This window comes from Paracoccus aerius (genome assembly GCF_014656455.1).
GTDB classification, from domain to species: Bacteria; Pseudomonadota; Alphaproteobacteria; order Rhodobacterales; family Rhodobacteraceae; genus Paracoccus; species Paracoccus aerius.
Map to the genome: position 1 here is coordinate 232,439 of NZ_BNCL01000004.1, position 13,726 is coordinate 246,164.

At 67.2% G+C, this 13,726-nt stretch carries 16 protein-coding genes; 8 read left to right on the forward strand and 8 right to left on the reverse strand.

Annotated features, from left to right (window positions below; all coding sequences use genetic code 11):
- Positions 1-38: 38 nt before the first annotated feature.
- Complete coding sequence (locus IE224_RS07145) at positions 39-1,073, reverse strand: rod shape-determining protein (RefSeq protein ID WP_126153706.1); 1,035 nt, start codon at positions 1,071-1,073, stop codon at positions 39-41.
- Positions 1,074-1,274: 201 nt separating this feature from the next.
- On the opposite strand from IE224_RS07145, the gene IE224_RS07150 reads away from it, so the two are divergent.
- Both IE224_RS07150 and IE224_RS07155 read left to right on the forward strand, forming a co-directional pair.
- Positions 1,275-1,955: a glycosyltransferase gene (locus IE224_RS07150; protein ID WP_191309053.1), complete on the forward strand. Its 681-nt coding sequence runs from the start codon at positions 1,275-1,277 to the stop codon at positions 1,953-1,955.
- Entirely contained in the window at positions 1,952-2,113 is a 162-nt protein-coding gene (locus IE224_RS07155) for a hypothetical protein (RefSeq protein ID WP_191309055.1), read from the forward strand. The genes IE224_RS07150 and IE224_RS07155 overlap by 4 nt, the downstream gene beginning before the upstream one ends.
- Before the next feature lie 28 nt (positions 2,114-2,141).
- Here IE224_RS07155 and IE224_RS07160 read toward each other — a convergent pair whose 3' ends face one another.
- From IE224_RS07160 to IE224_RS07180, 5 genes are all read right to left on the reverse strand, one after another.
- Positions 2,142-3,698 carry a 2-isopropylmalate synthase gene (locus IE224_RS07160; RefSeq protein WP_191309057.1) on the reverse strand — a complete coding sequence of 519 codons (1,557 nt, stop codon included), beginning with the start codon at positions 3,696-3,698 and terminating at the stop codon, positions 2,142-2,144.
- A gap of 218 nt (positions 3,699-3,916) precedes the next feature.
- On the reverse strand, positions 3,917-5,179 hold the full coding sequence (locus tag IE224_RS07165) for a DUF2254 domain-containing protein (protein ID WP_191309059.1): 1,263 nt from the start codon (positions 5,177-5,179) through the stop codon (positions 3,917-3,919).
- 1 nt (position 5,180) lies between these two features.
- Entirely contained in the window at positions 5,181-6,647 is a 1,467-nt protein-coding gene (locus tag IE224_RS07170) for an ABC transporter substrate-binding protein (protein ID WP_191309061.1), read from the reverse strand.
- A 16-nt stretch (positions 6,648-6,663) separates the two neighbouring features.
- A complete protein-coding gene (locus IE224_RS07175; RefSeq protein ID WP_167623046.1) occupies positions 6,664-7,356 on the reverse strand; it encodes a CDP-alcohol phosphatidyltransferase family protein in 693 nt (230 codons plus the stop codon).
- A gap of 48 nt (positions 7,357-7,404) precedes the next feature.
- Positions 7,405-8,130: an SseB family protein gene (locus IE224_RS07180; protein WP_191309063.1), complete on the reverse strand. Its 726-nt coding sequence runs from the start codon at positions 8,128-8,130 to the stop codon at positions 7,405-7,407.
- A gap of 120 nt (positions 8,131-8,250) precedes the next feature.
- On the opposite strand from IE224_RS07180, the gene IE224_RS07185 reads away from it, so the two are divergent.
- Entirely contained in the window at positions 8,251-9,249 is a 999-nt protein-coding gene (locus tag IE224_RS07185) for a serine hydrolase domain-containing protein (RefSeq protein WP_167623048.1), read from the forward strand.
- Between the two features lie 33 nt (positions 9,250-9,282).
- Here IE224_RS07185 and IE224_RS07190 read toward each other — a convergent pair whose 3' ends face one another.
- Complete coding sequence (locus IE224_RS07190) at positions 9,283-9,732, reverse strand: outer membrane protein assembly factor BamE (protein WP_191309065.1); 450 nt, start codon at positions 9,730-9,732, stop codon at positions 9,283-9,285.
- Between the two features lie 147 nt (positions 9,733-9,879).
- Between IE224_RS07190 and IE224_RS07195 the strand changes: the two genes are divergently transcribed.
- From IE224_RS07195 to IE224_RS07210, 4 genes are all read left to right on the forward strand, one after another.
- Positions 9,880-10,410: a YceD family protein gene (locus IE224_RS07195; RefSeq protein WP_191309067.1), complete on the forward strand. Its 531-nt coding sequence runs from the start codon at positions 9,880-9,882 to the stop codon at positions 10,408-10,410.
- 233 nt (positions 10,411-10,643) lie between these two features.
- Positions 10,644-10,850 (forward strand): 50S ribosomal protein L32, encoded by a 207-nt coding sequence (gene rpmF / locus IE224_RS07200; protein WP_167623051.1) that lies wholly within the window; start codon positions 10,644-10,646, stop codon positions 10,848-10,850.
- A 22-nt stretch (positions 10,851-10,872) separates the two neighbouring features.
- A complete protein-coding gene (gene plsX / locus IE224_RS07205) occupies positions 10,873-11,979 on the forward strand; it encodes a phosphate acyltransferase PlsX (RefSeq protein ID WP_191309069.1) in 1,107 nt (368 codons plus the stop codon).
- Positions 11,976-12,950, forward strand: a complete 975-nt coding sequence (locus IE224_RS07210) for a beta-ketoacyl-ACP synthase III (RefSeq protein WP_191309071.1) — start codon at positions 11,976-11,978, stop codon at positions 12,948-12,950. The genes plsX and IE224_RS07210 overlap by 4 nt, the downstream gene beginning before the upstream one ends.
- A 4-nt stretch (positions 12,951-12,954) precedes the next feature.
- On the opposite strand, the gene IE224_RS07215 is transcribed toward IE224_RS07210, so the two are convergent.
- Positions 12,955-13,233: a DksA/TraR family C4-type zinc finger protein gene (locus IE224_RS07215; protein ID WP_167623054.1), complete on the reverse strand. Its 279-nt coding sequence runs from the start codon at positions 13,231-13,233 to the stop codon at positions 12,955-12,957.
- 189 nt (positions 13,234-13,422) lie between these two features.
- On the opposite strand from IE224_RS07215, the gene ihfA reads away from it, so the two are divergent.
- Positions 13,423-13,725 (forward strand): integration host factor subunit alpha, encoded by a 303-nt coding sequence (gene ihfA / locus IE224_RS07220; RefSeq protein WP_103173462.1) that lies wholly within the window; start codon positions 13,423-13,425, stop codon positions 13,723-13,725.
- Position 13,726: the final 1 nt, after the last annotated feature.

The window sequence follows — 13,726 nt, forward strand, 5'->3', positions numbered from 1 at the left end:
CAGGCAGCCCCTGACTGGACGGATGCCGGGCCGCGCCCTCAGCTGTCGTAGTCGATGACGTGGCGCAGCTGCTTTTCGTATTCAAGCGCCTTGCCGGTGCCCAATGCGACGCAGTTCATCGGCTGGTCGGCCAGGGTGATCGACAGGCCGGTCTGCTCGCGCAGCGCCAGATCCAGGTCGCCCAGCATCGCGCCGCCGCCGGTTAGGATCACGCCGCGGTCCACGATGTCGGCGGCCAGATCCGGGGGCGTGGCTTCAAGGGCGACCATCACGGCCTCGCAGATGGCCTGCATGGGTTCGGCCAAGGCCTCGGCCACCATGGCCTGGCTGATCTCGATTTCCTTGGGGATGCCGTTCAGAAGGTCGCGGCCGCGCACCATGATCGTGGCGCCGCGCCCGTCGTCGGGCATCCGGGCCGTGCCGATGCTGGTCTTGACGCGTTCGGCCGTGCTTTCGCCGATCAGCATGTTCTGGTTGCGGCGCAGATAGTTGATGATCGCCTCGTCCATGCGATCCCCGCCGATGCGGACGGACCGCGCATAGACCACGTCGCCCAGGGACAGCACCGCGACCTCGGTCGTGCCGCCGCCGATGTCGACGACCATGCTGCCAGTGGGTTCGGTGATGGGCATCCCCGCGCCGATGGCCGCCGCGATGGGTTCGGCGATCAGCCCGGCCTTGCGGGCACCTGCGGACAGGACCGACTGGCGGATCGCGCGCTTTTCAACCGGCGTCGCGCCATGGGGCACGCAGACGATGACCTTGGGCTTGGAAAAGCCGCTGCGCTTGAAGACCTTCTTGATGAAGTGCTTGATCATCTGCTCGGCGCTGTCGAAATCGGCGATGACGCCTTCGCGCATGGGCCGGATCGCCTCGATGCTGCCGGGCGTGCGGCCCAGCATCAGTTTCGCGTCCTCGCCCACGGCCAGGACCTGCCGCTTGCCGTCCTTGACGTGATAAGCCACGACCGAGGGCTCGTTCAGGATGATGCCCTTGCCCTTGACATAGATCAGCGTGTTCGCCGTCCCCAGGTCGATTGCGATGTCGGTCGAAAACAACCCGCCGAATGCCATGCCCGTTTTCCTTTCGCGCCGGTTTGTCCCGGCCTTAGCCCGTTTCTGTCGCCCCATGAGCATCGCCGCCCGCCGGAATCGTCCGCCTGACTGCGGCCCCTCATATAAAAGGGTTGACCCCATCACGAAAGCCCCGATCCTTCGCAAAGGCTTGGGGAAAGCAGTTCCCCGCCGCGACAAAGCAGGACCGGGACGAAGCCCTTGGAAGCAAGCCAGATTATCGGCATCTGCCGGTTCGCCTTCCTGGGCCGGGGGGATTGGATCGGGATGCGCGGGGCGGATGCCCATGACGCGCCGCGGCTGAAGGAGCAGGCGGAATGGCTGTTCGATCCCGACCGGATGGCCCGGCGCCTGTTCACCCTGGAACGGATCTGCCTGGCCTCGGTCGCGGCGCAGACGGATCCAGACTTCCGCTTCCTGGTGGTGACATCGGCCCGCCTGCCGCAGGTCTGGCGCGATCGCCTGTCGCAGCTTTGCGCGGGCCTTCCGCAGGCCGAGTTGATCCTGTCAGACAGTCCGGACCTTGCCGGGGTGCTGCGCCCGATCCTGATGCGGTCCGCCCGGCAGACGGGGCGAGCCGCGCTGCAGTTCCGCCTGGACGACGACGACGCGGTCGGGCCCGGCTTTGTCGCGGATCTGCGCCGGATCGGGACGGCAACCGCGGCCCTGCCCGAACACGCGATCAGCTTTCCGCGCGGTCTCAGCGTGATGTGCTATGGGGACAACCCGCCCAGCTTCTGGAAGACCTGGCGCCCCTTACCGGCGCGGCCCTGGCGGTGCGGCTGGCCGATCCCGGCCAGTCGATCTTCGCGCACAACCATTTCGACCTGCCGCGCAAGATGCTGGCCATCACCGAGCCTGGGACCGCGGGCCATTTCGTGACCCGCTGGGACGTGGCCGATTCCGCGCGGCGCGGCTTTCCCGGCATCCCCTGGGGCTATGACCCCCTTCTGCCCGAGGAGTTCCGCGAGGCCCTGGCCGCCGATTTTCCATTCCTGGCCGGGATGGACTGGTCGCAACTGGCGGGGGTGACGGCATAGGGCCGCGACAGGCGCGGCACCCTGACGGTCAGTGCGAATACATGCTGATCTCGGGCGCGTCCTTGCCGGCGCGGGTGCGGCGCACGATCAGGTGGTTCAGCGCGCCGACATAGGCCTTGACCGATGCAAGGATCGTGTCGGTATCGGCGGCCTGGCCGTTTACGATGCGGCCCTCTTCCTCCATCCGGACGCTGACGGTGGCCTGGGCGTCGGTGCCCTCGGTCACGGCATGGACCTGATACAGCTTCAGCGTCGCACTGTGCGGGAAGATCTGCTTGACCGCATTGAAGCAGGCGTCGACCGGGCCGTCGCCGGTGGCGTGGACGGTCTTTTCCTGCCCGTCCACGATCATGGTCAGGTCGGCCGACTGCCCGTCGCTGCCGCAGACCACGCGCAGATGCTTGACCTGCAGGAAATCGTCGCCGGTATTGGCCGAGGCGTCCTGGACCAGGGCCACGATATCCTCGTCATAGACCTCTTTCTTGCGGTCGGCCAAGGCCTTGAACCGCACGAAGATGTCCTTCAACTGGTTGTCGCCCACGTCATAACCCAGGTCGGCAAGCTTGGCGCGCAGGGCCGCGCGGCCCGAATGCTTGCCCATGGCGATGTTGGTTTCGTTCAACCCGATGTCGGCGGGGCGCATGATCTCGAAGGTTTCGACATTCTTCAGCACGCCGTCCTGGTGAATGCCGGATTCGTGCAGAAAGGCATTCTTGCCGACGATCGCCTTGTTGAACTGCACCGGAAAGCCCGAGACCTGGGCCACGCGGCGCGAGATGCCGATGATCTTCGTGGTGTCGATGCCGGTATCGTAAGGCATGATGTCGTGGCGCACCTTCAGCGCCATCACGACCTCTTCCAGCGCGGTGTTGCCGGCGCGTTCGCCAAGGCCGTTGATGGTGCATTCGATCTGGCGCGCCCCGGCTTCCACCGCGGCCAGGGCATTGGCGGTCGCCATGCCCAGGTCGTTGTGGCAATGGGTGGCGAAGACCACGTTTTCCGACCCCGGCACGCGTTCCAGCAGCATCCGGATCAGGTCGGCCGATTCGCGGGGCGCGGTGTAGCCCACGGTGTCGGGGATGTTGATGGTCGTTGCCCCCGCCTTGATGGCGATTTCCACCACCCGGCACAGGTAGTCGTGTTCGGTCCGCGTCGCGTCCATGGGCGACCATTGCACGTTGTCGCACAGGTTGCGGGCGTGCGTCACGGTCTGCTCGATCCGTTCCGCCATCTGGTCCATGTCCAGGTTCGGGATCGCCCGGTGCAGCGGCGAGGTGCCGATGAAGGTGTGAATGCGCGGGCGGCGGGCGTGACGCACGGCATCCCAGCAGCGGTCGATATCGGGGATCTGCGCGCGGGCCAGGCCGCAGATGACGGCGTTCCTGGACTGCCGGGCAATCTCGCTGACGGCGGCGAAGTCGCCTTCGGACGCGATGGGGAAGCCCGCCTCGATGATGTCCACGCCCATCTCGTCCAGCATGGACGCGATTTCCAGCTTTTCCTCGTGGGACATGGTGGCGCCGGGCGATTGTTCGCCATCGCGGAGGGTGGTGTCGAAGATGACGACGCGGTTCTTGTCGGTCATTGGAGATGCTTTCTTACAGGTCTGTCGCGGAAGGTGACCGGGCACTTCCTGGCTGAGCGGCGGCCCGGAGACCCGCTCAGCGCAGCGTAAGAAGCAGCAGACCGCGGAGGTTCACGACCACGCGCGCACCAGATGGCGCGGTCGGGGCGGCAGGAATGTCCAGCATCCGGGTCATGGCGCGGACTATGCCGCGCGACTTGGCAAATGAAAAGCGGAAATCACGCCGCCCGCCAGAGGCGGTCCAGTTCGTCCAGCACCTGATGCAGCCGGTCCCGATCATGATCTGCGGGCAAGCCGGCCAGGCCCCGGTCGCAGGCCAGGCGCAACTGGCGGTCGGCCGCCTGGCGGGCAGCCTCGGGGCCGATCCGGCGCAGGGCGTCCAAGGCCTTGACCAGCCGGATCAGCACGTCGATCTGACCCGCCGCATCCCGCGCGATCAGGTGGAAGGCGTCGTCGCAGATGTCGTCATAGCGCAGAGGCGGGACGCGCAGGCGGGGATATTCCGCCTTGTGCAGTTCGGCCTTGTGCCAGCCTTCGGACCAAAGGGTCAGCAGGCGAACCTGCCGCCCGATCACGTCGATGGCGGTGCCCGGATCGTTGACGGCGGGGGACAGGGCGCGCAACGCCACCTCGGACAAGGCGATGACGCCGAAGCGGGGATCCTGGTCGAAGGATCGCACATTGGCGACGGTGAATGCGCCGCGGACCTTGCGCGCCAGATCCTCGCCCAGCGGCTCGCCCTGCACGACGGCCAGGGGGCTGCCGTGATACAGGAAGGTGCCGGGCAGGACGCGGATGTCCAGGTGGATGCCGCGATCCTCGCACAGGCCGGACAGGGTGGCGGTGTCGATGAACTGGACATAGCCCACCTGGTCCGACAGGATGGCAGGGCCCCCCGGCGCGTCGTCCGGCAAGGGGCGGCCGCCCAGAAAGGGCAGGTCCAGCCGCGCCTTCATCGACCGGAGGGTCGCGTCCTCAAGCCGGTCGATGGTGTCGCCCACGCGGCCCAGCTTGGTCAGTTGGTGGATCCACCGCAGCAGGGCCAGCACGATCAGGATGATGACCAGAACCGTGGTCACGAACAACAGCGCCCGGCCCTGCGGGCCATAGACGCTGACCCGCAGCGTCACCAGGCCCACGATGCTGAACAGGAAGGATCCGATGAAGGTCGCCAGGACCGACTGGATGAAGTCATCCTCGGTCAGCAGGCGGGTGGCCCGCGGCGTGGCGTTCGACGTGGCCGAGCCATAGGCCGAGGTCAGCGCCGTCACCGAAAAGGTCGTGACCGCCAGCATGGACGAGGCAATGACGTTCAGCAGGCTGTCGATGGCCTCGGCGCTGATGTCGATGGGCAGCGGCCAGGGCAGCCAGTTGGCCAGCGTCGCGGCGACCGCCGCCGCAACGCCAAGCAACGCATAAAGAGACACGCGGATCCACAATGTCCGTCGCAGCCGCGACAGGATCCACCGCAGCCGCGACATGCTATGGTGTCCACCGCACCCGTGTCAGGTCATTGGCCTGGGTGGGCGCGTTTTCCCAAAGGCCCTCGATCCGGGCATTGGCCACGCCGGTCTTGGCAAGCTGGAACAGGAAGGCGTTGACGTAATCGCCCGCGATCATCTCCTGCGCCTGCCGATAGAGTTCGCTGCGCTGCTGCGGCGTGACCGCCGTCTGCAACTGGTCCATCAGGGCCACGAAATCAAGCTTGGCGTAGCGGAAGTAGTAATCGGGCCGGGCATAGATATCGATGTCCAGCGGCTCGGTATGGCTGATGATGGTCAGGTCGAAATCGCCGCCCTTGAAGACGGTTTCCAGCCACTGCGCCCATTCCATGTTGGTGATCTGCGTCTGTATCCCGACCTCGGCCAGTTGCGCCTGCACGATCTCGCCGCCGCGGCGGGCATAGGGCGTGGGCGGCAGGGCAAGCCGCAGGGTCATCGGCCCGGTGCCTGCCTCGGCCAGCAGCGCCCTGGCCTTTTCGGGGTCATGGGCCGAAAGCCCGGTCAGATCGACGTAATCCGGATGATGGGGCGCGAAATGGCTGCCGATGGGGGTGCCATAGCCGAACATCGCGCCGTCGATGATGTCCTGGCGGTTGATCGCATGGGCAATGGCCTGGCGGACCCGGATGTCGTCCAGGGGGGCACGGGCGTTGTTCATGGCCAGGATCGTCTCGCCCTCGGTCGTGCCGACCATCACCTTGAAGCGGGGATCGGCCTGCAACTGGGGCAGCGTCTCGGGCGCGGGGAAGTTCGGGAAGGCGTCCACGTCGCCCGCCATCATCGCCGCGAAGGCGGCCGAAGGATCGGGGATGAAGCGGAAGGTCGCGGTTTGCAGCGCGGGCCTGTCGCCCCAATATCCGTCAAAGGCAGACAGCACGATCCGGTCGCCCTGCACCCACTGCTCCAGCCGGAAGGGGCCCGTGCCGACCGGGTTCGTGGCAAGGCTGTCGGCACTTGCCGGATCCAGCATCACCGCATCGCCCCAGGCCATCTTGAAGGGAAAGTTGCCGTCGGGCGCCGTCAGGGTCACACGGACAGTGGCCGTGTCCACCGCCTCGACCGAGGCAATGCCCTGGAACAGCACCTTCTGGGCATTGGTCGAATCGGGCGCCCGCGCCCGGTCCAGGGTGAAGACCACGTCGCCGGCGTCGAAAGCCGCACCGTCGTGGAAGGTCACGCCCTGCCGCAGGTGGAAGACATAGGTGCGGCCCTCGTCCTGGACATCCCAGCGTTCGGCCAGACCCGGCTCGATGCTGCCGTTGGGGCCAAAGCGGGTCAGGCCCTCGAAGACATTGGCGTAGACGACCTCGTCGGTTGCCGCCGCAGCGCCGCCGGTCGGGTCAAGGTTCGGGGGCTCCAGCACCATGCCCAGGGTGATGGCGTCCTGCGCGGCGGCGGGCAGCGCCAGCAGGATCAGCGCGGCCAGGGGTTTCAGGGCATGGATCATGGGCATCCCCGGGGGTTCAGGCGCGTTTGGGCATCAGTTGCTGGGCCGGCCCTGCCAGCAGCAGCCACAGCGAAGTGACCACAAGTCCCCAGTTGGCCCAACTGTCGGGGTGGAAGTCGACCCAGGCGGCGCGCGCGGCAAAGACGCACCACAGCACCGATACCGGCAGCGAGATCCCGCGCCAGCGTTCGGTGCGGACCGGGTGGATGAACTTGATGGGCAGGAACATCGCGACCGTCAGGGCGACCACGATCAGCAGGATTACCGACCAATGCGGATCGGTCGCGAAGACCACCAGCACCACCATGTTCCAGCAGCCCGGAAAGCCCGAGAACGAGTTGTCCTTGGTCTTCATCCGCGTGTCCGCGAAATAGATCACGCTGCCATAGACGATCACGATGATCGCGAACCAGCCGGTCCAGCCCGACAAGAGCCCCGACTTGAACAGCGCATAGGCCGGGATGAAGACATAGGTCAGATAGTCGATGATCAGATCCATCAGCACGCCGTCATAGTTCGGCGAATGGATCTTCACGTCGTATCGCCGCGCCAGGGGGCCGTCGATGCCATCGACGACTAGGGCCACGACCAGCCACAGGAACATCAGGGACCATTTCCCCTCGACCGCGGCCAGCATGGCCAGCATCGAAAGAACGGCACCCGTGGCGGTCAGCAGGTGGACGGACAGGGCTTTGTGTTGCGTCTTCATGGTCCGGTTCTGGCAGCTTGAGGGCAATCACGCAACCGTGCTTGGACGTCAGCGCAGGATCGGCGGGCCCTTGGGACGCGGCGGCGCGGCGGGTGCCTCGGGCGGGGAAAGGTCGAAGCGCAGGACCTGCGGGGGCAGCGCGGCATCGGTAAAGCTGACATCCACCCCGCCCGGCTGTTCTGGCAGAAAGGCCAGTGCCTCGGCCAGGGCCTTGGCGATGGCGGGCTGGTGGGCGGGATCGGCACCCGCGACCAGGACGACGTGGCCCTTGCCCGCGCCGGCAAGCGCGGCCCCCGCGATCAGCCCGCGCATGTCGCCCAGCCGTTCGGCCAGGGGCTGCGCCAGGGCCTCGACCGTGTCCGAGGCGGGCGCGGTCAGGCGCAGGCGGGCATCCGTCGCCTCGGGCGTGGCGGACAGGGCGCCGGTCAGCCAGTCCAGCATGGCCGCGTCCAGCAGCATTTCCGACGGCAGGCCCGGATTGACCAAGAGGCCCGCCCCCTCGGCCTTCAGCAGCCCCGCCAGCACCCGGCCGGGCATCGCCGCATAGGCCACCGGCCCCCCGAAAAAGCCTGCCAGCCGGTCCTCGGTATCGCAGGCAAGGGCGACGGGGCCCCCTTCCAGCGGAAAGATGCGCAGTTCCACCTGATCGCCGGACGGTTCGGCCACAAGGGCCACGGCCAGTTCCGTGTCGGCCAGCCGCGACAGCATCCGCGCGCGCTGCGGGGCGGCGGCATCGTGAAAGGGCACGGGGGCCAGGTCATCAAGCGCGGTCATGGCTGGGCTTCCTGCATGGGGGCATCAACCCTGCCGTAATGGCCCGGTGCCCCCCGGACAAGCCCAAGCTGACGCAAGCGTGATTCCGCCAAAGCCGTCAACCGGCACATATAGGATGCCATGAACCGACGCACCCTTCTGCTGACCGCCAGCCTGTCCCCGCTGCTTGCCGCGCCTGCATTGGCGCAAGCCAGCCTGACGCCGATCCTTGACGATGCGGCGCGGCTGGAAAACCTGCGCGCCATCGCCGTCTGGTCGAACGGGTCCGAGATCGCGGCCCGCGGCTATGGCCGCTTCACGCCCGACAGCCCGACCAACATCAAGTCGGCCTCGAAGTCGATCGTCTCGGCCCTTGCCGGCATCGCGATCCAGCGGGGCGAGTTGGAGGGCCCTGGCCAGCCCATCGCGCCGATCCTGCGGGACGACCTGCCCGCCGATCCCGATCCGCGACTGGCAACCGTGACGCTGGGCAATCTTCTGTCCATGCAGGCGGGGCTGGAGCGGCAGTCGGGTGCAAATTACGGCGCCTGGGTCAGCAGCCGCAACTGGGTCCGCGCCGCCCTTGCGGCGCCCTTCACGCAGAACCCCGGCGGGCGGATGCAGTATTCGACCGCCTCGACGCATCTGGTGTCCGCCATCCTGACGCGGGTGACGGGGCGATCCACGCTGGATCTGGCACGGGACTGGCTGGACCCGGTGCCGGGCTTTCGGATCACCGACTGGGAACGCGATCCGCAGGGCATCTATCTGGGAGGCAACCAGATGGCGATGAGCACGCGGTCCCTGCTGGCCTTTGGTGCGATGTATGCCCAAGGCGGGCGCGCGGGCGGACAGCAGGTCGTGCCGGAAGCCTGGGTCGAGGAAAGCTGGCAGTCGCGCACCTCGTCGATCTTCAGCGGCCAGGGCTATGGCTATGGCTGGTTCATCGGCCAGGCAAGCGGGCGCCCGGTGCGCTATGGCTGGGGCTATGGCGGGCAGATGATCTATGTCTTCCCGGCCTCGCGCGGGCGGCCCGCGGCGGCCATTGCCATGACCTCGGATCCCGACCAGCCGTCGGCGCGCACGGGATACCGGAACGACCTGCACGTGCTGGCCGACCGGATCGTCCAGACGCTGTAGTGTGCGTGCTGGCACGCACCGCACCCGCAGCCGTTAGTCGATGAAATCGCCCGCCTGGAAATTGCCCAGGTTGCCCAGAAGCTGCCCGATCAAGGAAATCTCGGTCACGCTGCCCTCGGTCACGCGGCGCGACAGGGTGACGACGCGGCCCCGTTCCAGCCCGAAGCGTTCGACATTGGTGACGACGCCATTGGGGGAAAAGGACACGGCCACGACCTCGCGGTTGATCTCGCGCGGCTCGAGCGCGCCGAAATGGCGCCAGCGGGATCCCACGTAATACCAGCCCGACCCCGTCAGCAGCCCCTGCGCCGACGGGCGGCCGATCAGGCCCTGCAATTCGTCCACGGTGGTCTGGCCCACGACGACCTGGGACAGATCCTCGGGCGCGGGGATGAAGCCGTGGTTGCGATACACCGGCGCGCAGGCGGAAAGGCCAAGAACGGCCACGAAAGCCAGGACCACTAGATGCCGGATGGCTGTCATTCCGTCTTTCCTTTGCAAAGGCGCTGTTGACGCGGCCCGCCCGGCTTAGCAAACTCGGGGACCGCGCTCAAGAATGACAATCCTGTCGGGGATTTGGCGCCGCCCCTTGGCACGCCGCCCCGATCGCCAAAAAGACAAAGGCCCGCCATGACCGCCCCTGCGAACCAGCCCGAACGCCTGCGCGTGGCGCATCTGAACCCGCGCGCGCCGACAAGCTTTTCCTTGACGCCCGACGCCGACCGCTGCGCTGCCATCGCCGCCGAGCTGGGCATCCCCGCCCTGTCGCGCCTGACCTTTGCCGGAGAGATTCGGGCCGAGGGCGGCGAAGCCTGGGCCCTGACCGGCCGACTGCGCGCCCGCGTGACCCAGCCCTGCGTCGTGACGCTGAAGCCCGTGAAGACCGACCTGGACGAGCAGGTCGAGCGTCACTATTCCCCCCATGTCACCGCGCCCGAGGGCGACGAGATCAAGATGCCCGACGACACGCTGGAACCCCTGGGCCAGTTCATCGACCTGGGCGCCGTGATGATCGAGGAACTGGCCCTGGCCCTGCCCGACTATCCCCGCGCCGACGGGGCCGAGCTTGCCGCCCCTCCGGCCGACGACGCCCCCGACACCCGCCGCCCCTTCGCGGGCCTGGACAAGCTGCTGGGCAGCCGCGACGCGGACAAGGGGTGATTCCCGGCAGGCCGTTGCCCGGGGGCCACATCGCAGCGGAAACCGGGCGCGATTGCCGCATGGCCCTGGCGCAAGCGGGCGGTTCCGGCGCAATAACCCCTGCCTGCCCTGTTGCAAGGGGTTGCGGGCGGGGCCGTCATGGCGTATCTGCGCGGTTCATTTACGAATTCAATCCCCAAAGGGTGCGCAAGGACGCCTGCGCGTTGCACCCCCTACAAACCCGAGGTTGTGACATGGCTGTCCCTCAGAATCGCGTTACCCGGTCCCGCCGGAACATGCGCCGCGCCCACGATGCCCTGGTCGCCGGCAACCCCAACGAATGCTCGAACTGCGGCGAGCTGAAGCGCCCGCACCACGTCTGCCCGTCCTGCGGCCATTACGCTGACCGCGAAGTCGTGGCCCAGGCCAACGAGATCGACCTGGACGACGACGCGGCCTGATCGGGCTTGGCATCCGCGCCAGATGACCGACCTTGACGTGACCCAGACTGCCACGCCCGCCCCCGGCCCCGGGGGCAGCGTGGTCATATCGGTCGATGCGATGGGCGGCGATCGCGGTCCTGCGGCAGTTGTCGCTGGCATGGCCGAAAGCGCGGATAAAAATCCGGACATCCGGTTCATCGTGCATGGCGACGAAGCCCAGCTTCGCCGCCTTGTCGCACGTCGGAAATCGCTTGCCGGGCGCTGCGACATCCGCCACGCCGAGGGCGTCGTCACGATGGACGACAAGCCCAGCCAGATCGTGCGCAAGGGCGACGGCACTTCGATGTGGTCGGCCATCGAATCGGTCAAGACCGGCGAGGCCGGGGCCGCCGTCAGTTGCGGAAACACCGGCGCGCTGATGGCGCTGTCGATGCTGCGCCTGCGCAAGCTGCCGGGGGTCAACCGCCCCGCCATCGCCTGCCTCTGGCCCTCGGTGAACCCGCAGGGCTTCAACATCATGCTGGACGTGGGCGCCGATATCCGCGCCGACGCGCATGACCTTCTGCAATATGCGCTGATGGGCGCCTCCTATGCCCGCAACGGGCTTGGCCTTTCGGAACCACGGGTCGGCCTGCTGAACGTGGGCACCGAGGAACACAAGGGCCGGGCCGAGCTGAAGCAGGCGCAGGACATGATCGTCGCCGCGGCCGAGACGGGCAAGTTCCGCTATGTGGGCTTTGTCGAAGGCGGTGACCTTCCCTCGGCGCGCGTGGATGTGATCGTCACCGACGGCTTCACCGGCAACATCGCCTTGAAGACCGGCGAAGGCACGGCCAAGTTGGTCGGCACGCTTCTGAAGGACGCCTTCGCGAATTCCATCATGTCCAAGTTTGCCGCCGTGCTGGCGATGACCTCGCTCAAGCGCCTGCAAAAGCGCATCGACCCGCGTCGTGTGAACGGCGGGATCTTCCTGGGCCTGAACGGCACCGTGGTCAAATCGCACGGCTCGGCCGATGCGATGGGCGTGTCGGCGGCGATCAAGCTGGCCTTCACGCTGGCCCAATCGGGCTTTCAGGACCGGCTGGCCGCGCGCGTCGCGCAGGCCGCTGTCACCGCTGCCCCCGGCACCGAGGCTGCATCACAATGACCCTGCGATCCGTCGTCCGCGGCACCGGCCACTATCTGCCCGACCGGGTGGTCCCGAACAGCTGGTTCGCGGAACGTCTGGACACCAGCGACGAATGGATCCGCACCCGCACCGGAATCGAACGCCGCCATTTCGCGGCCGAAGGCCAGGCCACCAGCGACATGGGCCTGCGCGCGGCCCGCGCGGCCCTGGACAAGGCCGGCCTCACGCCCGACGACATCGACGGGATCGTGCTGGCGACCTCGACCCCCGACCATACCTTCCCGGCCTCGGCCACGATGATCCAGTACGGGCTGGGGATGACCCACGGCTTTGCCTATGACGTCCAGGCAGTCTGCGCCGGCTTTGTCTTCGCGCTTGCCAATGCCGACGCCATGATCCGCGGCGGCCTGGCGAAACGCGTGCTGGTGATCGGGTCGGAAACCTTCTCGCGCATCCTGGACTGGACCGACCGCGGCACCTGCGTCCTGTTCGGCGACGGCGCCGGCGCCCTGATCCTCGAGGCGCAGGAAGGGGCAGGCAGTTCTAACGACCGCGGCATCCTTTCCGCCGACCTGAACAGCGACGGCCAGTATCGCGAACTGCTTTACGTCGATGGCGGCGTGTCCACCACGGGCACGGCAGGCCAGTTGCGGATGCAGGGCAACCTGGTCTTCCGCCACGCGGTCGAGAAGCTGGCAAAGACGGCCCATATCGCGCTGGACAAGGCGGGGCTGACCGCAGGCGAGGTGGATTGGCTGGTCCCCCACCAGGCCAATGCGCGGATCATCACGGCGACGGCGCAGAAGATGGGCCTGCCGATGGACAAGGTGGTCCTGACGGTGGCCGACCACGGCAACACCTCGGCCGCGTCGATCCCGCTCGCGCTGTCTGTTGCCGATGGCGAGGGTCGCTTTGCCCCCGGTGACGTGATCGTGACCGAAGCGATTGGCGGCGGCCTCAGCTGGGGTTCCGTCGTCCTTCGCTGGTAGGACGCTATTTCAACTGCGAATCCTTGCTGCCGCGCCGGTTGATGCCGCCCGCGGGGCGGAAGCTGCGGTCGCGCCCCGATTGGCATTCGACGCAAAGCTGGACCCCAGGGATGGCGCGGCGACGCGCCTCGGGGATCGGCTCGTCGCAATCCGTGCAATGGCTGGCGCTGTCCGCCGCGGCCGTTCCGCGCGCCGCGCGCATTCTGGCACGGGCCACGGCCTCGGCCGTGCTGATCTCGATCTGGTCGTTCACCGCGTCGTCGCGGGCCCATCCTCCGGCCATCGTCTCGCTCCTTGCTGCCCTGAAAAGATAGGATCGCGGCCCGCCGATGCAATGCAGGGACCGCCGCCGGGGGCGCCTGGCCGCTGGTCCGCGGCCGATCAGGCGGTTTTTGTCGGAACGAAAGACCGCGCTTCTCGTTGACAGGCGGAAGAAATCCAACCATCCTTGTGAAATCAAAGGGGAAAAGTCATGAGTGACAAGACGCTGACTCGGATGGATCTCGCAGAGGCCGTCTTTCGGGACGTCGGCCTGTCACGACACGAGTCTGCCCAGCTTGTCGAATCGGTCCTCGAACATATCTCGAACGCGCTTGTCAGGGGCGAACAGGTCAAGATCTCGTCCTTCGGCACCTTCAGCCTGCGCGACAAGAACGAACGCATCGGCCGCAACCCCAAGACGGGCGAGGAAGTGCCGATCACGCCCCGGCGCGTCCTGTCGTTCCGCCCCTCGCACCTGATGAAGGACCGCGTGGCGGCCGGGAACAAGGGATAGG

Coding starts and splice junctions, on each gene's coding strand:
- IE224_RS07145 (WP_126153706.1), bottom strand. CDS start 1,073: ATGGCATTCGGCGGGTTGTTTTCGACCGACATCGCAATCGACCTGGGG.
- IE224_RS07160 (WP_191309057.1), bottom strand. CDS start 3,698: ATGACCGACAAGAACCGCGTCGTCATCTTCGACACCACCCTCCGCGAT.
- IE224_RS07165 (WP_191309059.1), bottom strand. CDS start 5,179: ATGTCGCGGCTGCGGTGGATCCTGTCGCGGCTGCGACGGACATTGTGG.
- IE224_RS07170 (WP_191309061.1), bottom strand. CDS start 6,647: ATGATCCATGCCCTGAAACCCCTGGCCGCGCTGATCCTGCTGGCGCTG.
- IE224_RS07175 (WP_167623046.1), bottom strand. CDS start 7,356: ATGAAGACGCAACACAAAGCCCTGTCCGTCCACCTGCTGACCGCCACG.
- IE224_RS07180 (WP_191309063.1), bottom strand. CDS start 8,130: ATGACCGCGCTTGATGACCTGGCCCCCGTGCCCTTTCACGATGCCGCC.
- IE224_RS07185 (WP_167623048.1), top strand. CDS start 8,251: ATGAACCGACGCACCCTTCTGCTGACCGCCAGCCTGTCCCCGCTGCTT.
- IE224_RS07190 (WP_191309065.1), bottom strand. CDS start 9,732: ATGACAGCCATCCGGCATCTAGTGGTCCTGGCTTTCGTGGCCGTTCTT.
- IE224_RS07195 (WP_191309067.1), top strand. CDS start 9,880: ATGACCGCCCCTGCGAACCAGCCCGAACGCCTGCGCGTGGCGCATCTG.
- rpmF (WP_167623051.1), top strand. CDS start 10,644: ATGGCTGTCCCTCAGAATCGCGTTACCCGGTCCCGCCGGAACATGCGC.
- plsX (WP_191309069.1), top strand. CDS start 10,873: ATGACCGACCTTGACGTGACCCAGACTGCCACGCCCGCCCCCGGCCCC.
- IE224_RS07210 (WP_191309071.1), top strand. CDS start 11,976: ATGACCCTGCGATCCGTCGTCCGCGGCACCGGCCACTATCTGCCCGAC.
- IE224_RS07215 (WP_167623054.1), bottom strand. CDS start 13,233: ATGGCCGGAGGATGGGCCCGCGACGACGCGGTGAACGACCAGATCGAG.
- ihfA (WP_103173462.1), top strand. CDS start 13,423: ATGAGTGACAAGACGCTGACTCGGATGGATCTCGCAGAGGCCGTCTTT.